Origin of the sequence: Flavobacterium difficile, from assembly GCF_011392115.1 — a bacterium.
GTDB classification, from domain to species: domain Bacteria; phylum Bacteroidota; class Bacteroidia; order Flavobacteriales; family Flavobacteriaceae; genus Flavobacterium; species Flavobacterium difficile.
The window spans coordinates 177,794-195,648 of sequence record NZ_JAAJBT010000004.1; the positions used below are offsets into that span (position 1 = coordinate 177,794).

Annotated in this window: 14 protein-coding genes and 2 tRNA genes; 5 read left to right on the forward strand and 11 right to left on the reverse strand. The window is 29.3% G+C overall.

Translation table 11 applies throughout. The features are described from left to right. Positions 1 to 117 precede the first annotated feature (117 nt). A complete protein-coding gene (locus G4D72_RS08450; RefSeq protein ID WP_166077235.1) occupies positions 118 to 678 on the forward strand; it encodes a YqgE/AlgH family protein in 561 nt (186 codons plus the stop codon). Here G4D72_RS08450 and G4D72_RS08455 read toward each other — a convergent pair. Together G4D72_RS08455 and G4D72_RS08460 are read right to left on the reverse strand one after the other, a co-directional pair. Beyond that, on the reverse strand, positions 671 to 1,504 hold the full coding sequence (locus G4D72_RS08455) for an aminotransferase class IV (protein WP_166077236.1): 834 nt from the start codon (positions 1,502 to 1,504) through the stop codon (positions 671 to 673). The genes G4D72_RS08450 and G4D72_RS08455 overlap by 8 nt on opposite strands. A gap of 52 nt (positions 1,505 to 1,556) precedes the next feature. Continuing rightward, positions 1,557 to 1,949: an START-like domain-containing protein gene (locus G4D72_RS08460; RefSeq protein ID WP_166077237.1), complete on the reverse strand. Its 393-nt coding sequence runs from the start codon at positions 1,947 to 1,949 to the stop codon at positions 1,557 to 1,559. Positions 1,950 to 2,120: 171 nt separating this feature from the next. On the opposite strand from G4D72_RS08460, the gene G4D72_RS08465 reads away from it, so the two are divergent. After that, positions 2,121 to 2,194: transfer RNA gene (locus tag G4D72_RS08465), tRNA-Met, on the forward strand. A gap of 368 nt (positions 2,195 to 2,562) precedes the next feature. Here G4D72_RS08465 and G4D72_RS08470 read toward each other — a convergent pair. The 5 genes from G4D72_RS08470 to G4D72_RS08490 form a co-directional block, all read right to left on the reverse strand. Continuing rightward, positions 2,563 to 3,438: an NHL repeat-containing protein gene (locus G4D72_RS08470; RefSeq protein ID WP_207784888.1), complete on the reverse strand. Its 876-nt coding sequence runs from the start codon at positions 3,436 to 3,438 to the stop codon at positions 2,563 to 2,565. Positions 3,439 to 3,442: 4 nt separating this feature from the next. Then, positions 3,443 to 7,111, reverse strand: a complete 3,669-nt coding sequence (locus G4D72_RS08475; protein ID WP_166077238.1) for a metallophosphoesterase — start codon at positions 7,109 to 7,111, stop codon at positions 3,443 to 3,445. 4 nt (positions 7,112 to 7,115) lie between these two features. Beyond that, a complete protein-coding gene (locus G4D72_RS08480; RefSeq protein WP_166077239.1) occupies positions 7,116 to 7,724 on the reverse strand; it encodes a Pycsar system effector family protein in 609 nt (202 codons plus the stop codon). A gap of 1 nt (position 7,725) precedes the next feature. After that, positions 7,726 to 10,632 carry an HD domain-containing protein gene (locus tag G4D72_RS08485; protein ID WP_166077240.1) on the reverse strand — a complete coding sequence of 969 codons (2,907 nt, stop codon included), beginning with the start codon at positions 10,630 to 10,632 and terminating at the stop codon, positions 7,726 to 7,728. A 168-nt stretch (positions 10,633 to 10,800) separates the two neighbouring features. Beyond that, a complete protein-coding gene (locus tag G4D72_RS08490; protein WP_166077241.1) occupies positions 10,801 to 12,123 on the reverse strand; it encodes a PDZ domain-containing protein in 1,323 nt (440 codons plus the stop codon). A 116-nt stretch (positions 12,124 to 12,239) separates the two neighbouring features. Here G4D72_RS08490 and G4D72_RS08495 point away from each other — a divergent pair, with 116 nt between their 5' ends. Then, entirely contained in the window at positions 12,240 to 13,430 is a 1,191-nt protein-coding gene (locus G4D72_RS08495) for a pyridoxal phosphate-dependent aminotransferase (protein ID WP_166077242.1), read from the forward strand. Positions 13,431 to 13,493: 63 nt separating this feature from the next. Here the strand turns inward: G4D72_RS08495 and G4D72_RS08500 are convergent, their stop codons facing one another. Together G4D72_RS08500 and msrA are read right to left on the reverse strand one after the other, a co-directional pair. After that, positions 13,494 to 13,793, reverse strand: coding sequence for a hypothetical protein (locus G4D72_RS08500; protein WP_166077243.1), 300 nt, complete (start codon positions 13,791 to 13,793; stop codon positions 13,494 to 13,496). A gap of 128 nt (positions 13,794 to 13,921) precedes the next feature. Further along, the gene (msrA, locus tag G4D72_RS08505) at positions 13,922 to 14,572 is read right to left on the reverse strand and encodes a peptide-methionine (S)-S-oxide reductase MsrA (RefSeq protein WP_166077244.1); all 651 of its coding nucleotides are present in this window, start codon (positions 14,570 to 14,572) and stop codon (positions 13,922 to 13,924) included. 315 nt (positions 14,573 to 14,887) lie between these two features. Between msrA and G4D72_RS08510 the strand changes: the two genes are divergently transcribed. Beyond that, positions 14,888 to 15,556: an ABC transporter ATP-binding protein gene (locus tag G4D72_RS08510; RefSeq protein ID WP_166077246.1), complete on the forward strand. Its 669-nt coding sequence runs from the start codon at positions 14,888 to 14,890 to the stop codon at positions 15,554 to 15,556. Positions 15,557 to 15,670: 114 nt separating this feature from the next. Then, a complete protein-coding gene (locus G4D72_RS08515; protein ID WP_166077247.1) occupies positions 15,671 to 16,435 on the forward strand; it encodes a TIGR02757 family protein in 765 nt (254 codons plus the stop codon). Between the two features lie 14 nt (positions 16,436 to 16,449). On the opposite strand, the gene G4D72_RS08520 is transcribed toward G4D72_RS08515, so the two are convergent. Both G4D72_RS08520 and sucC read right to left on the reverse strand, forming a co-directional pair. Beyond that, a tRNA-Ala gene (locus tag G4D72_RS08520) sits at positions 16,450 to 16,523 on the reverse strand. A 108-nt stretch (positions 16,524 to 16,631) separates the two neighbouring features. After that, complete coding sequence (gene sucC, locus G4D72_RS08525) at positions 16,632 to 17,825, reverse strand: ADP-forming succinate--CoA ligase subunit beta (RefSeq protein WP_166077248.1); 1,194 nt, start codon at positions 17,823 to 17,825, stop codon at positions 16,632 to 16,634. Positions 17,826 to 17,855: the final 30 nt, after the last annotated feature.

Genomic DNA, 17,855 nt, shown 5'->3' on the forward strand with positions numbered 1-17,855 from the left:
TAAGGGGCTTTTTTTTTGGGATTATATAGTTCAATTTAACAAAACACAATCTTTTTAACGATTTTATTTGTTCAATAAAATTATTTTTTTTATATTCATTAAAAAATTAGTTGGCCTATGATTTCAATGTTACCTAAAAAAGGTTGTTTACTCGTTGCAGAACCAACCATACTAAATGACATGTCTTTTAACAGATCTGTAATCTTGTTAACAGAACATACAAAAGACGGAAGTGTAGGGTTTATATTAAACAAACCACTATCCTATTCTATCAATGACTTAATCCCAGAAATTGATGCCAACTTTATGGTATATAATGGCGGACCAGTTGAACAAGATAACTTGTATTTTTTACATAACGTTCCAGAATTAATACCGGAAAGTGTAGAAATATCTTATGGTTTATACTGGGGTGGTGATTTTGAAAGTACTAAAAATTTAATCAACGAAGGAAAAATTTCTAAAGAAAACATTCGTTTTTTCCTTGGATATAGTGGTTGGGATACCAATCAGTTAGAGGAAGAATTAGAAGATAATTCATGGATAATTGTTGAAAATGAATTAAAAAACAAAATCATAGCCAAAAACAGCCAAAATTTTTGGAAAGAAAAACTGAACGAAATTGGTGGTGAATACATTTATTTTTCTAATTCACCAGAAAATCCTACGCTCAATTAATTGTGTTGTTTAATAATTCTATTATTTCTTTAGTTAAATCTGAAGTAAATTCTTTTTTTCTATATTTTGTAATCGACTGAATCCCTGTAATTACATTTGAAAGAAACAATTCATCTGCTTTTTGTAAATCGAATGGTGAAATGCTTTTTTCAATCATTTCTATGTTTTCTATTTTGGTGGCAAGAGCAATAATTTGCTTGCGCATTATTCCGTTCAAACAACCATCAGAAATTGGTGGTGTAATTAATTGATTACCCATTTTCATGAAAATATTGCCATTAATGGCTTCCACTACATTTTTTTCTTCATTAATTATAAGACAATTGTCAAAGCCATTTTCTTTTGCAAAAACACTTGCAACAACATTTAACATCTTGTTATTGGTTTTTAATGTCGATAATAAATGTTTTGAAACATGGAAATCTTTAAACAATTCCACTTCATAGTTTAAAGGTAATAGCACATAATTTTCGGAAGCTAATTCAGAACAAGTAATTACAAACTGTACATCATTAGAAGTTGGATTATAAAACCCATCAGCATTTCTAAACACAGAAAAACGAATTCTATTACTCAGTTTATGAGTTTGCACATCAATTAACTTAAGAATTTCTTCTTCCATAAATTCCATGGTGAAATTCATAGGAATTTCCATTCTACAAATTCTCATGGAAGCCATTAATCGTAAATAATGTTCTTCTAAAAATAAAATTTTAGTTCCATTTACTTTGATAGTTTCAAAAATGGCATCACCAAAAAGAAATCCTCTGTTGTTTTCTATAGCCGAGTTGCTAGTTTCTTGTATGTTTCCGTTGAAATTAATCATAAAAAATGCTCCTGCCTTTTGTTGCGGGAGCAAATATACTTATTTATTGAAATTAAACCGAACCAATTACGTGTTTTAAATCGGAAACTAAACTTTCCCACAATAATTTATTTTCTAGTAGTTCTTCTTCCTCAGAAAAATCAACTACAATCAAAGAAACGTCATTGGTAATTTCATCAACTTGAATTTTTAGTTCAAAGAAATATTCTGTTTCTTTATTATTTTCATCTAACCATTTGAATTTAACTTTTTCACCTGATTTTTTTGATGCTAACTTAGCATTTTCTTCAGAATCGTCCCAAATAAATGTGTAAAACTCTCCACGAGAATTTACATTATCTGCAAACCATTCTGATAATCCAGATGGAGTAATTATATATTGATACAATAATTGTGGCGAAGAGTGAATGGGAAACTCTAGTTCATACTTAACTTTTGGCTTCATAGTTGTTTTTGTAAATTTTTAGCAAAATATAAAAAAAAACGATACCACAACTATATTTTATTGGATTTTTTTATAATGAAATTTTAATAATAAAATTTGTAAATAATTTTTGGAATAAAAGTATTTATTTATATATTTGCACCCGCATTGAGAGATGCAAAACTAATTAATGGCGAGATAGCTCAGTTGGTTAGAGCGCAGGATTCATAACCCTGAGGTCACGGGTTCAACTCCCGTTTTCGCTACAAATAAACCCTAACTTCTTACAATCAGAATGTTAGGGTTTTTTATTGCTTAAAATATAGAATTTTATCTTTTTAGAACATGGTCAGATAAGACTTAAATTAATTTTTTATCTAATTTAATTGATTCATAGATGATAAGAAAACTATATTTTAAAAAAAAAAAATAAAACAATCAAACATTTAACTGAACATAACTATTTATCTTCTAATTGTATTTAAATGATAGTATTGATTTCTGATTCTCATCGAATATTAGAAAAGTAACCTCAATTCTTTTATTTAGATTTCGACTCAACAAGTTTCATTTAAAAAACAATTATTAAAGTGTAACCAAGAAATTAATATATAATAGTCTGATTTTCCTTTACCTATTTTAAAGATTCGAGACTAACTTGAAATAAATTTCCACCTGTTTTTTTTACTTTTTCATCCGCAATGAATAATTCTTCATTATTTTTAAAACAAACCGCCTCTTTTTGAGAATAATGATTTAAATTTAATTCGGTCATTTTACCATTTGTAATATCATCTTTTGAATAGTTTTCAAAAAGCCACAACTTAGAATGAGAAAGCAATACAAATTTTAATCCATCAGGACTTATAGCAGCACTTGTAATAGCACAATTATGATAATCACTACAAGTTATAATTTTTTTTATTAATTGCGCTTTATGATGTCCTGCTTGGTTTGGAACCTTATAAATGTAACTTGTTCCGTCAAATCCTTTACTCCTATTTTTGGTAAACAAATAGAAATGATTTTCATATTCAAAAAAACCTTCTACATCAAATAATAAATCTTTCTTTTTTGGAGGAAAATCGGTTTGTTCTGGATAATCAAATGTAACTTTATAAGCTACATCAACACTCTCTTTTTTTAAATCAGATTGGTTGATTTTATAAATGGCCAAATCTTTTCTATCATTATCATTGTTTCCAAAATCACCAATATATAAGTTGTCTTTTTTATCAAATGTTAAGTCTTCCCAATCGATATTTTCAACAGCATTGACTACAATTGTTTTAGTAATTGTTCCTAAAGTATCTAGTACAGTTACTTCGTTTTCATTGCCACTATCTTCAATGGAATAAATTAGATTGTTTGAAAAAGCTACTCCTGAAATTTCTTTAAGTGTTTTTGGTAAATCAGTAATTTGTTTTAACTCTGAAGTTTCGCTTTTATTTTCACATGAAAGTAAAGAAATGCATGCAACTGCTAAAAGTGTTTTTATTGTATTTTTCATAATTTTAAAATTGAAATCCTAATGAAAATGCTACTCTGATTCCGTCAGAAGAGTTGAACCATCCTAAATTTGCTGATAATAATTCTGCACCATTAATAAAAAATCCACCACCATAAGAGTTATGCCATTTTTTTGATTCTTCGTTATCCAACCAAATTCTACCATAATCAAATCCTGAATAAATTCCGATTCTAATTGGGATTAATTTTGTTTTCATGGAACTGAAACTATACCTGATATCAGAATTTTGATAAAATGATTGATTTCCAGTAAATCGTTGGTTTCTAAATCCTCTCAAACCATCTGTTCCCCCGATTGAAGCGGCTTGATAAAACTCAAATTCACTTCCAAAATTGATGTGACTTTTAAATTTTGTAGCAAAAACCCATCTTCCTTCACCATCAATTTTATGATTGAAGCTTACTTCTGGAATAATGTAACTGAAACTTCTTTTATTGGTGTCTAAATTCGTTTTTTGTCCAACAGAAATCTCGGTTTTCATTCCCATTGTTGGATAGGCTTTGTTGTCATAATTTTCAAAATTGAAAGATAAGTGAGTTCCTAAAAATTGTACCTCATCAAAAACATAATTGGGTAATTCTAGATTATTTTCAACAAATCTATTTGGAGATTTATGCACTTCAATATTTTCATAACTAGCTCCCAAACTTAAACTGGCACCAGATTTGTTCGCCCATTTTAATTTGGGATTAAAATTAAAACTACGCACTTTTACTCGGTTATAATTTAGTTCAAAATTGGCATCAAAGTTTAAGGTTTCGTTACCATAACCAAAAAAGTTAATCGTGAAATTTGGACTTTGCATAGCCGCATTCAATTCTAAATTTACATTTTTAGTCAGATTTGCAATTTCAAATCTATAATTGACTTCATAACCACTTGTTGCAAAATAATAGGCCGTTTTTAATTGATGCTGACTAGTGAATGGATTTCTTTCAAAACCATAAGACGTAAAAGTATTATTGAATCCAAATTTAAATCCGTCATCTGGATTGGCGCCTAAAACAGGAATAAATTGATTTTGATATTTTTTAACTTTTTTGAAATCATATGTATTAACCTCATAACTATCATCAAGTTTTACTCTTGCATTTTTAGCTTTTGACACATCATTTTTTTTAGATTTATGATCGTAAATAATAACTTTTTTTCCATTTGAAACAATATAATTATCATTGTTTTGTCCGCCAATAATTCTAATTTTTATGGTATTATTTTCACCATTAACATCAAATGTATCGTCGTCATCTAAACCATAAATCCAAATTTCTTTAGTGGTATCAGCTTTATAAATGGCTTTAAAATACGGTTCGGAAGTCGACTCTTTTTTCTTTCGTTGAATCGTAACTTCAAGTCTATCATTATCTAAAGCAGTAATTGTAAAGTAATCTTTCTTGTTTGTACCTGTTATTACCGCATATTTGCTTACTAAATCAAAATAACGACTTGCGATTTTTTGTAAATTATTTTTTCGTTTTTTTAAAGTAGACTTAATTTCATTAATCGTTTGGCTATTTAATTCTGAAGGAAGAGTTGCAAATGCTTCATCAATAACTGCATCGGTAATATTTTTCTGAATGTAAGCGACTTGAGCTTTCCAATCTGCTTCATTTAAATGCCTGATAAAAGCTTTATCTAATGGGAAAGGTTCTAAATTAAAGCCTTTTACATCTTCTAAATCTTCGCTGTACTTTCTTAAGATTTTGGCCATTGGAATTAATTTAACCGCTGCTCCAAGAACAAAACCGTCAGACATAATGGAAAAAGACTGATCTCGATCTCTTGGCAGAGGTTTGAAAACTGTTTTGTCATTTTCTTTAAATTCTAACCATCTCCATTGGTCTTGATGCCTGTCCCAATCGCCAATTAACATATCGAATAATCTGGCTTTTATATATTCTTTTTCATCTACAATCTGATTTTGATCTGCTTGAATTTTTTCAAAAACGTCATAAGTACTATAAATATTTCCTGTGAAATTTTTATCTTCAAGAATTAAATTTCCATCTGCTGGATGTTCTTCGAAAAGATATAACTCGTTACCAAATTCAGAATTAAATTCACCCAACGCATTTTGTTTTGGAATATAATACAATTTCGAATTTAAAGAATTGATTTGAATAGCGTTTGCTAATTTTCCAACAATAAAAGGTGCGTAAGGATATGCACCAGTGAAAACATCTTTCACTAAATCTTCAGAAGCTGTATTCTCAAATTGTTTTTGAACATACTGACTTTTAAACATAGAAGCTTGAATGTATTGCGACGCACTTTTTTTCATAGCTCGCATTACATATTGTTTTCCATCTTTAGCTTTTAATCGCAACGTTCTTGATTGAGTTCCACCGCCTTTTCGTAGTGGTTTTAATCCACCAAAAAGAGTATCTAATGAAACGACTTTAGCTGTTATTTCCTTGCTATATTCTTCTCTATATCTTTTACCCCAAAAGAAATTATAGGTTTTACTTTTTGAGGTTTCTGCTTCAGAGTAAATACGTGCTTTGATAGAATCTGGAAATTTTTCTAAGAATACTTTTTGATTAATTGATTCCTTAGGTTGAATTACAGTTGTTTGAAATTCAACCTTATCATTTCTTGCGTTAATGAATTTTACATTTGCTCCGCCATTTTCAAAAACTTCTAATATAGCATATCCATTAGTGGCGTGTGCATAAATTCCTCCATCAGAATTTTTCACAGGTTCTATTTTTGAACCCGAACCACTAATGATTTGAGGAATATCATTTTTTACTAGGTACTGCAAACTATGATCGTGACCAGAAACAAAAATCACATTCTCATTTTGTTGGGCGGCAGCAGTAAGATTCTTTTTTAATTCGTTATAATGAACATTTTGTAAATCTGCATTACTTACTCCACTTGTTTTACGAAGCCAATTTTTCAAAGTTCCTAAGATTGGAATTGGACTTAAGTGACTTTTAAACGAATATTTTCCACCATGTGGTCCATTGGAAAACATCGGATGATGAATGGCAACTATTGTAGTTTTACCACGAGCTTTTTTGATTTCACTTCGAAATTCATCTAAAAATTGACTTCTAGTTTTGATGTCGCAATTTTCATTTATGGTTGGATGATTGTCCCAATTGGTAATGTACCATTGCGAATCGACAATAATTAATGTAATATCTTCTGAAATATCTATGCTTTCAATTGGGCAACCCTCTTGAGGTAAGAATGATTTTTTCCCAAGTTGGTTTACAACGATTTCTTCTTGTCTTTTTAAACCTTCGTTACCCTCGTGATACCAGTCGTGATTACCTGGAATAAAAATAGTTTTCCCTTTGAATCCCTTTGCAATATCAATTTGTTCTTGCAGTTTTTTTACAGCATCATCATGTCCATTATCTTTTTCTTTAGGCATTCCGGCTGGATAAATATTATCTCCTAAGAAAAGTAGCGTACTGTTTTTACTTGCGTTTTTAAGATTATTAATTAATGAATTTGAGTAATCGATTGTATCCTTAAACACACCATTACCTGCATCACCAACCAAAATAAAAGTGTGAGTAACTTTTGTTTCATTAGGAAAAAAATCACTTTTTATTTTAGAATTATACTGCGCGTGATATGTTGCACATGATTGAACTAAAATGAATATCGGCAAGAAAAAAAACAGCCTTCTTTTCATATATCTATCTAAATTTAAAAGCTATTACAAAAGCTATAACTGAAAGTATAATTCCGAACATAAAAATGGTGTATGCAATTCGGAGTAAGCTGTATTTTTTTTCTAAGACAATTCCCAAATGGTATAAATCCTTTATCATAGAATTATACAAATATTCCTTATCTTTCATTAATTCATTCATGGCCCAATTGTAATCGTCATAAGACATTTTATAAAAATTTCCGAAAAATAAAAGATTTACATTTTTGTCATTTACTTCATTTCTAGTAAAACTCCCCTTTGTAACAGTTGGTCTTGTCGCTAAAATGGCAAAAGTTATCGCAATTACGCTCGATAGCACTAAAATTAAAGTTGGTGTAATTAAATGTGCATTTGAAGGATTATCTAATTTTGGGATGATCGTGGTTAAAGAAACAGAAATAATTATGGCATTTACAGACAACAAAATATTGGCTTTATTATCCACTAAACCACTCAAATTGTTATGGTTGTTCAAAGTTGTTCTGAACATCGTATCAATACCTCTTTCTGGTTTTGGTTTTTTTTGCTTTTTAACTTTTTCTTTTAGAGCAGAAGATAATTTCTCATTTTCATTTGAACTAATTTCTTTCATGTTATAGTTGGTTTTGTAGTTTTTCTTCAATTCTTTTTAAATTTTCTTCTTTTAGTTTTTGCCATTCTTTTTGTGCATATTGTGTATGATATTTATGATTTTTTAAAAAATCGATATTTAAAACAAACCAATCAGTATTGCAATACTTTTTATCTACAGAAAGTTCCCATTCTTCTCTTAAATTTTCTAGAGTATTGAGATAATTTTCGTTAGCTAAATGTACATTATCAGCATCTTTTATGATTTTTTCAAGCTTATTTTTTGGATCATGATTAAAAGTAGTTGCTAGAATTAAATCGGCAACTTGTTCTTGAATGTCGACACTAATTTGTTTACTTTTAAGAAAATCTAGAGCAATTTCAACACTTAGAACTTCGTGATTAAGGCAACCCTTTATATAACCTGCATCATGAAACCAACCAGCTAAAACTAAAGTGTTTGTAGTTTCAATATCTATTTTTTCTGCTTGACATAATGTTATGATTCCGGAAACCACATTTTTTGTATGTTCAAAATTATGATACGAAAATATAGCTTCTAATTTTTCTTCAAATAATTTAGAAATAAATTCTTCCGCCTCTATGAGAATTGAATTATCATTATGTTTTACTTTTACACGTAAGGCTTTTAATCCGGAAACCGCTTGTAAATCTTCAACTTCTAATTTTTCAATTTCCTTTTCAAGTAAACCTTTATGCTGTAAATATTTGATATATTTGGTGTATTCTTTTTCTTCAACTGAACTCGAATATACAATCGTAATCTTTTCTTTTTGAGTAATTCTTTCGTTTGAATTTTTCACAAAAGCTTTATCAATTCTTTTTTTAACTACTTCATAACGTGCATTATAGGAACCATCAACATCAAATCGTTTTTCATCCATTCTGAATCGAATTGAAATGGGTGAACTAAACGCTAAAATTAACGAAGTCACATCAAGAGCATAAGGTAAAGTTGCTTTCAACTTATGGTGTTCTTGTTCCATTTCACAAAGCGTTTCTAATTGCCACAAACGAAGATTTTGTAGATACATTTCGTTGAAGTTTTTATTAGGTTCTATTGATGCACCAATATACAAGTTGTGTTCTACCCCATCCGTTTTAAAACGTTCATAATAGTGGGGAAATATTTCTTGCGCTTGTTGTTGTTTTAAATCTAAAATATTAGCCATTTTTTTATTGATACTCATGATGGTTTCATCAAAATCTTTTCGAGTTTGGTAAAACATTCCAGTTTTCGGATCAATTTTATCAAAATAGCTACTTATTAGCTTTTCTGTATTTTTATTTGATGTCGTATTTTTTAGAAAAGAATGAATTTCAGAGTCTATATAATGGTGAATACTTTGTTCCAAGTTATTTTGAAATGGCTCTTTCAAATCGCTTAAAAAACTTTCCAATTCAAACTTTTTTTGAGCAATCACACTAATTTTTTTATCTGTATTTAGAAGATCTAAAATTTCTATAATTTCATTGATTTGTGCTCTTAAATCATTCACTACGGCTGAATTTCTATTTTCTGAAGAACCTTTAATGTCAATTTGACCATATAATGGATACACCTCTTTAAATACAATCTCTTTAAAATGATATTCTTCAGCAGTAGTATTTGAATAAAAGAAATTTTTAGCTTCTTTTTTAAATTTCCAATACACACTTGGATGAATGGAAGTATACTCTTTCTGAATAATAGCTTCCAATTGGTTGATCATATCATTATTATTCTTTTCAATTGTATCTGTTAAATATGGAAGAATTAATTCTAATTTATTTGCATTAACGGAATTTAAAGCTCTAGGTGTTGGTGAAGCCAATTCTAGTAATCCTAACAACTTCTCATCTTTTATAACAGGAGCTAATAAAAAACTTTGAATACCTTGATTTAATAAATGATTCGCAAATCGATTTTTCTTTTCATTTTTGGCAAACTCGGCCACATTTGGAATAATATATGATTGATTATTTTCAATTAAACTCTCATAAGAACAACCGCAAAGCGCATTCTTACAATCCGCTTCTTTTTCATTTAAAAGGATAAAGCTCTTTAAATTTTCATCGCTAAAAGGCGGTTTCATAAACAAATCTTCTTCTTCTTCATAAAAAGTAAAACCTATTTTTAAATCGGGAATTTTAAACACTGATCTAAAAATAGATTCGAAACTTTCATTCAATTTAGATTTATCAATGTCTGATTTTAGTAAATTAGATTTTAAGTTAGAAACTGCACTTTCAGTCGTAACATCCACTAAAGAAACAATAGCAAAACCTTTTAAAATCCATGAATTCTCGGGAAAAGCTTTCTTCCATAAATCCAGATTATCGTAATTATCAATTAATTCATTTATTTCTGACTGATTTAAAAACTTTGTATTTTCGGTTGGTAGTATTTCTAGAAAATCGGCATTATATAAAATTCTGTAATGTTTATGAATACCGTTACTATCAGGAATATCGTAAAATAAGGGTTTACCAAAATCTAAATTTTGATGATAATAAGCATTTAAAATAAGGGTGCAACTCATCACATAAAACTGATGTTCATCCATATCTCTGATGTTCATATCTATGGAAATATCTACATTTTTTAATATTTTTTTAAAACGTTCAGAATAATTAAATGTAATATCGTAAAAAGGAAGTGTAACTGCTTTAATTTCATTATCAGTTAATGCTGTAGGAAATAAATCTGCCAAGAGATATTGAATCAATTCTTGATTATCATCTATAAATTTTAGGTTCTCAATACCATTCACAAATTCTGGTTTATCTTCAATTTGACTTAATAAACCTTTAGCATAATTAGATCTGTAATCAATATCTGATAAAGCTATTTGCTGTAAGCCTTCAATCAATTTATGAAAAGATATTAAAATTTTAAAAGGACTCAGGTATTTATAGTTTTTAATCATAGCAAATAGTTTAAACAAAAATAAACATTATTTCAGTTAATTTCAGTTTTATTTATTGATGAAATCTATAAAGTTATATTAAAAATATATTCCATTTGGTTTGATTTTTATTGAAAAGAAATCTTTTTACTACAACTACAAACTATATTACTATTTTCAAAAATTAATTTATATTTCTTGTTTTAAAAATAACGTGAAAATTATTTTTTTTCCATTGCGTTCTACTTCAACAATTATATCCTCATCTGTATTTTTATGGAGAATTTCAATAATTTCTTTTAATTTGAATTCATATGCTTTTTTCCCATTAATTGAAACTATTTTATCTTTTTCTTTTAGTCCTGCTTTATCAGCTAGAGAATTTTTTCTTATGTATGATATTTCAATTCCGGGTTTAACAATATATTTGAAACTGATATTATTTGATGGAATATCAGCTAAATTAATGGTTTTCTTCGGGGAAGATGTATTTCTGTCGCTAATTTTTTCATCAATAATATCGATACCGCTATGTTTGACATCAAAGCCAGCAATATTGTAGTAAAATTTATCATTATAGTTATTATTTTCATTTAAATACATAGTTTGATTTTTATAATCTAAAAGAATATTAAATCGTTTTAATACCTCACCACCAATAGAACCACCCCGTTCATTTAAGATGTTTTTTTTCAAAAAAGAAATGGTATCAGGAACAGAAACAATTGGGTCTTTAAATTGAAAATCTGAAAAACTTATCGTTTTAAATCTAACTCTTTTACCATACACATTACCTCCAATACCGGCACCAAAATAATCTGTAATACTTTTTTTATTTTTAATATCTAATTCTTTTTCAAAAACCCATAATCCATCAGATAATCCTGTATCTACTAAAAGTTCTAAATCTTTGGTTTTTTGTTCATCAATTGTAATTGTTACAGGTATGTATGGTTTTTTTTCTTTAATCACAAATGGTAACCTCTTAAAATTTCGCAACCTTTTATTGTATCTATTGGTCTCTTTTTTATATACAATAATCCGTTTCGCATCATATTGTATTTCCACTTTATTGTCCATAAAAAAATCGGCACCTAAAATTCCATGTACTGGTATTTCAATAGATTTTGTAAAATTATACTCGTCTTCTAACAATAAAATTACATCCAATTTTTTAGAAGCTATGTTTTTAAATTCTATTTTATTTTCTTTGGAAATATAAGCATCTATAGGTTCTTCCATTCCTGGACCTGTAATTTTAATTTTTGAAGTATTGTAGAATGCAATACTGTCTTTTTGTGGAAAAGCAAAAAGTATGTTGTATGCAGATCCTGTATCTAATATCAAATTTAATGGCACATTATTGACTTTTGGTTGTAAAATAATGCTGTTATTTAGCAATTGAAAAGGGATAATAATTTTATTTTTTCTTGATGGAAATTCCCAGATATTCTGTGAAAATGCATTAGAACATATAAACAAAAGAAGTAAATATCTTAAAAAGTGATTCATAACTAATAAAGTTTTATATAAATGTACGAATTTTATTATCTACTTTTATTTTTTAACACGTTAATTTGAAAAAATCCTATTTTTTTTTGCACTTTTGCAATGCTAAATTTTAAGTCATGCCAAAAATTTCAAATAAAGGGATTCAAATGCCCGAGTCGCCAATTAGAAAATTAGTTCCTTATGCTGAAGGAGCAAAAAAACGTGGTACAAAAGTCTATCACTTAAACATTGGACAACCTGATATTAAAACGCCTGAAGTGGCTTTACAAGCAGTAAAAGATTTCGATATTAAGGTTTTAGAATACAGTCATAGTGCTGGATTTGAAAGTTATAGAAACAAACTTTCCACTTATTACAAAAATCAAGGCTTACCGGTTGACACTAAAGATATTATTATTACTACCGGTGGTTCTGAAGCATTATTATTCGCATTAGGTTCAACTTTAGATAATGGGGATGAAGTTATTATTCCTGAACCATTTTACGCAAATTATAATGGTTTTGCAACAGCAAGTGGAGTTAAAGTGGTTCCAGTAATTTCCGGAATTGAAACTGGTTTTGCATTGCCTCCAATCGAAGCTTTTGAAAAATTAATTACACCAAAAACCAAAGCTATCATGATATGCAATCCAGGTAATCCAACTGGATATTTATATTCTGAAGCTGAAATCAATAAATTAGCTGAAATTGTAAAAAAACACGATTTGTTTTTAATTGCTGATGAAGTATACAGAGAATTTGCATACGACGGATTAAAACATTATTCGGTTTTAAATGTGCCTGGTTTAGAACAACATGCTATTATGATTGATTCAGTTTCGAAAAGATTCAGCATGTGTGGTGCAAGAATTGGATGTGTAGTTTCTAAAAATGCTGAATTTATGGCAACTGCTATGAAATTCGCTCAAGCTCGATTAAGTCCACCAACTTATGCGCAAGTAGCCAGTGAAGCCGCTTTAGATACACCACAAAGTTATTTTGATGAAGTAATTACTGAATATGTTGACCGTAGAAACACATTAGTGGAAGAAATGGAAAGAATTGAAGGAGTTACTATCGCCAAACCAAAAGGTGCTTTTTATTGTATTGCCAAATTACCCGTAAAAAACGCAGATGATTTTGCACAGTGGTTGTTAGAGAAATTCGATTTTAATGGAGAAACAGTTATGGTTGCTCCAGCAGCTGGCTTCTACTCTACTCCAGGTATTGGTTTAGATGAAATCAGAATTGCTTATGTACTAAAAAAAGCAGATTTAATTAAATCGGTAGAAATATTAAAAGAAGCTTTAAAAGTTTACCAAAACTAAATTTTTGAAGTTTAAACTAAAATAAAAATCCCGTATAGTTGACTAACTGACGGGATTTTCTATTTATTCTTCTCTTTTAATAACATAAGTATAAAACCAAGTTATTGTAAAAGTTGGGATGATATCTGTTAATGGAAATAATTCTTCTATAGTTCCGAATAAACCTGCTATTTTTCCAGCTGTTCCTTTATACATCAAAACTAAAAGTAATCCTGAAATTGGTGCCCAAAATGTATCTGTAATTTCACCAAAAATTGGAGCAACGTAAGAAAGCATTCCAATTCCATCGAAAATAAGACTTAAAATCAGTTTGGTTTTTTTATCACTTTTCTTAACAACAGTTGGTTGCGGCTCTTGATTCATTTATTTGTATTTTAATATTTGAAATACTAATATACAAATTAAATGCCAGTATTTCTGTAAAATGAAAAATGTATGTTGTAAACTGAACTTCAACATACAACATACATTTTACAACAAAAAAAGAGAATCTATTTCAACTTACTCTTATAATATTTTCTCAATTTATCCAATTTCGGAGCAATTACATACTGACAATACCCTTGCTCTTTATTCTGATTGTAATAATTTTGATGATAATCTTCTGCATTATAAAAAACACTTGCTTCTTCAATTTGTGTCACAATCGGATTTGCGTATAATTTTTCTTGTTCAATTAATTGAATATATTTTTCTGCTTTTTCCTTTTGCTCAGGCGAATGATAAAAAATCGCACTTCTGTATTGTGTACCCACATCTGCACCTTGTCTGTTTAAAGTAGTTGGATCGTGAGTAGCAAAAAATATTTCTAATAAATCTTCATAAGCCACTTCTTTTGGATTAAAAGTAATTTGAATTCCTTCAGCATGACCAGTAGTGCCGTTACATACTTCACGATAAGCTGGATTTTTAATAAATCCTCCCGTAAATCCTGAAACTACTTTTTCTACACCTTTTACTTCTAAAAACACCGCTTCTGTACACCAAAAACAACCTCCGGCAAACGTTGCCACTTGTACACTATCATTCATAATTACCTTTTGATTTTCTAATTTAACATTCGATTTTTTTTCTGTTGTTTGCGCCTTGTTAGTGCAAGAAAACAAACTTAAAAACGAACTTAATACAACAATATAATTCATAATTACTTTTTATCAAATTTAGTTAATATTCTTTCACTTACATACGATTTAACTTTACTTTTAGATTTGTGTATTCTCAATAAGCTTTCAAAGAATTCACGAATTCTTATTTAATTGATTTTCTAACTAATAGTAACGAATTCGATTCCACTTTTGCTGATAAAATTGAATAAAATATAGTATCCATTTTTATTTTATAAATAGTTGTATTAAATCTTCAATTTCGATACAAAAAATTATAATATTTATCTTTCATTTGCAAAGCAAAGGTTTTAATATTCACTATTTCTTTGTTTCTTTGTACAAATTGATGTTATGATTCGAGCGACAAACATAAATAAACATTATGGCGATTTACAAGTATTAAAAAATGTAAGTCTGCAAATCAATAAAGGTGAAATTGTTTCCATAGTTGGAGCTTCTGGTGCTGGAAAAACCACCTTATTACAAATTTTAGGGACTTTAGATTTATTAGATAAAAAAGATAATTTATCAAGTTCTTTAGTTATAAATGACACTTCTATAATTGATTTAAAAGATACTGATTTGTCTAAATTTAGAAATTTAAATTTAGGTTTTATCTTTCAATTTCATCAATTATTACCTGAATTTACAGCGTTAGAGAATGTTTGTATTCCTGCTTTTATTGCCAACAAACCTAAAAAAGAAGTAGAAATTGAAGCCAAAAAATTGTTAGATTATTTAGGATTATCACACAGAATTCATCACAAACCAAGTGAACTTTCTGGTGGTGAACAACAACGTGTAGCAGTCGCAAGAGCTTTAATTAATAAACCTGCTGTAATTTTTGCTGATGAACCTTCTGGAAATTTAGATCATGCCACTGCAGAAAATTTACACCAATTGTTTTTTAAATTGCGAGACGAATTTGGACAAACTTTCGTTATTGTTACTCATAACGAAGAATTGGCAAATATGGCAGATAGAAAGTTAGTAATGATTGATGGTGTTTTGCAAAATTAATAGCAGACGAATCGTTTTTCAGTACACTTATCGTCCCGCTTTCCGTTATATTCCCGAAGAAAAATCGGGAGATGCCACTGTAATCGGGGCTAAAATTCACCAACTTATTTTCAAATGAACCCATCAGAATTAAAAGAATTTTTAGACGAAAAGGTTATTTTATATAACAATAAGAATTTTATTGATTCAGATCCTGTTCAAATTCCACATTTGTATTCTCAGAAAGAAGATATTGAAATTGCTGGATTTTTAGCCGCAACAATAGCATGGGGAAATAGAAAAATGATTATTAATAATTCGCATAAACTCATGCAAATTATGGGAAATTCGCCTTTCGATTTCGTAATGCATCATAAAGAAATTCATTTAGAAAAATTATCTAATTTTGTACATCGAACTTTTAATGCTACTGATGCAGTAACATTCATAAAAGGTTTGCAACATATCTATCAAAATCATACTGATTTAGAAAGCGTTTTTGCTACACATATTGAAAAAAATTCTACACAAAAAAGTATTTCTGAATTTAAAAAAACATTCTTTGAAATTCCACATGAACCAAGAAGTCAAAAACATATTTCCGATCCTTTAAATGGTTCAGCGGCTAAGAGAATCAACATGTTTTTAAGATGGATGGTTCGAGATGATAAAAATGGAGTCGATTTAGGAATTTGGAAATCAATACCAACTTCAGCTTTATCTTGTCCGTTAGATGTACATTCTGGAAATGTGGCGCGAAAGTTAAATCTCTTAACACGAAAACAAAACGACGCAAAAGCATTGTTTGAATTAGACACCAACTTACGACTTTTAGATGCAAATGATCCTGTAAAATACGATTTTGCCTTATTTGGTTTAGGTGTTTTTGAAGGGTTTTAAAACACCTATTATTGTGGAGAATACCGGATTCGAACCGGTCGCCTCTACGCTGCCAGCGTAGCGCTCTAGCCAAATGAGCTAATCCCCCGAAATGTCAAATATAACTAAAAAAGTAGAAAATCTACATTATTTTTAAAATAAAAAAATCCCGACTTTCATCGGGATTTGAATAAATAAAAAATATTTTGTTTTTTTATTAAGATAAAGCCGCTTTAACTTGATCAGCCGCTTCTTGAAACTGAACAGCAGATAAAATTGGCATTCCAGAATTATCAATTAATTCTTTTGCAATCTCAGCATTTGTTCCTTGTAAACGAACAATGATTGGCACTTTAATTGCATCACCCATATTTTTGTATGCGTCTACAACACCTTGTGCAACTCTATCGCAACGTACAATTCCACCAAAAATGTTAATTAAGATCGCTTTTACATTTTCATCTTTTAAGATAATACGGAAAGCTGTTTCTACACGTTTAGCATCTGCAGTTCCTCCAACATCTAGGAAGTTAGCTGGTTCAAAACCTGCGTATTTAATTAAATCCATAGTAGCCATTGCTAAACCAGCACCGTTAACCATACATCCAACTGTTCCATCTAAATCTACGTAGTTCAATCCTACTTCTTTAGCTTCAACTTCAATCGGATTTTCTTCACGAACATCACGCATTTCAGCTAAATCTTTATGGCGGAATAAAGCATTATCGTCTAAATCAACTTTAGCATCAACTGCAATAATTTTATTATCTGACGTTTTTAAAACTGGGTTAATTTCAAACATAGTAGCGTCTGAACCAATGTAAGCTTTATATAAAGCATCTACAAACTTTACCATTTCTTTGAAAGCTTCACCTGATAAACCTAAATTAAAAGCAATTTGTCTTGCTTGAAAACCTTGTAAACCAACAGAAGGATCAATTTCTTCAGTAAAAATTAAATGTGGCGTGTGTTCCGCAACTTCTTCAATATCCATTCCACCTTCAGTAGAATACATTATCATGTTACGTCCTTTACCTCTGTTTAATAAAACAGACATATAAAATTCTTTTGTTTCAGATTCACCTGGGTAATATACATCTTCAGCAACCAAAACTTTATGAACTCTTTTTCCAGTTGGAGGCGTTTGAGGCGTAATTAAATCCATACCAATAATTTGACCCGCTAATTCTTTAACCTGATCTAAATTTTTTGCTAATTTAACTCCACCACCTTTTCCACGTCCACCTGCGTGAATTTGAGCTTTTATTACATGCCAACCTGTACCAGTTTCAGCAGTTAATTGTTTTGCTTTTTCAACAGCTTCTTCAGCATTGTTTGCTACATGACCACGTTGTATGCGCACGCCATAGCTTGCTAATATTTCTTTACCTTGATATTCGTGTACGTTCATAATTTAGTATGAGTTAATCTTGTTTAAAAG

What these genes read in the sequence shown, in the direction of transcription:
- G4D72_RS08500 (WP_166077243.1), bottom strand. Translation starts at nt 13,793, where the DNA reads ATGAATCAAGAGCCGCAACCAACTGTTGTTAAGAAAAGTGATAAAAAA.
- G4D72_RS08495 (WP_166077242.1), top strand. Translation starts at nt 12,240, where the DNA reads ATGCCAAAAATTTCAAATAAAGGGATTCAAATGCCCGAGTCGCCAATT.
- G4D72_RS08485 (WP_166077240.1), bottom strand. Translation starts at nt 10,632, where the DNA reads ATGATTAAAAACTATAAATACCTGAGTCCTTTTAAAATTTTAATATCT.
- msrA (WP_166077244.1), bottom strand. Translation starts at nt 14,572, where the DNA reads ATGAATTATATTGTTGTATTAAGTTCGTTTTTAAGTTTGTTTTCTTGC.
- G4D72_RS08460 (WP_166077237.1), bottom strand. Translation starts at nt 1,949, where the DNA reads ATGAAGCCAAAAGTTAAGTATGAACTAGAGTTTCCCATTCACTCTTCG.
- G4D72_RS08470 (WP_207784888.1), bottom strand. Translation starts at nt 3,438, where the DNA reads ATGAAAAATACAATAAAAACACTTTTAGCAGTTGCATGCATTTCTTTA.
- G4D72_RS08455 (WP_166077236.1), bottom strand. Translation starts at nt 1,504, where the DNA reads ATGATTAATTTCAACGGAAACATACAAGAAACTAGCAACTCGGCTATA.
- G4D72_RS08450 (WP_166077235.1), top strand. Translation starts at nt 118, where the DNA reads ATGATTTCAATGTTACCTAAAAAAGGTTGTTTACTCGTTGCAGAACCA.
- G4D72_RS08510 (WP_166077246.1), top strand. Translation starts at nt 14,888, where the DNA reads ATGATTCGAGCGACAAACATAAATAAACATTATGGCGATTTACAAGTA.
- G4D72_RS08515 (WP_166077247.1), top strand. Translation starts at nt 15,671, where the DNA reads ATGAACCCATCAGAATTAAAAGAATTTTTAGACGAAAAGGTTATTTTA.
- G4D72_RS08475 (WP_166077238.1), bottom strand. Translation starts at nt 7,111, where the DNA reads ATGAAAAGAAGGCTGTTTTTTTTCTTGCCGATATTCATTTTAGTTCAA.
- G4D72_RS08480 (WP_166077239.1), bottom strand. Translation starts at nt 7,724, where the DNA reads ATGAAAGAAATTAGTTCAAATGAAAATGAGAAATTATCTTCTGCTCTA.
- G4D72_RS08490 (WP_166077241.1), bottom strand. Translation starts at nt 12,123, where the DNA reads ATGAATCACTTTTTAAGATATTTACTTCTTTTGTTTATATGTTCTAAT.
- sucC (WP_166077248.1), bottom strand. Translation starts at nt 17,825, where the DNA reads ATGAACGTACACGAATATCAAGGTAAAGAAATATTAGCAAGCTATGGC.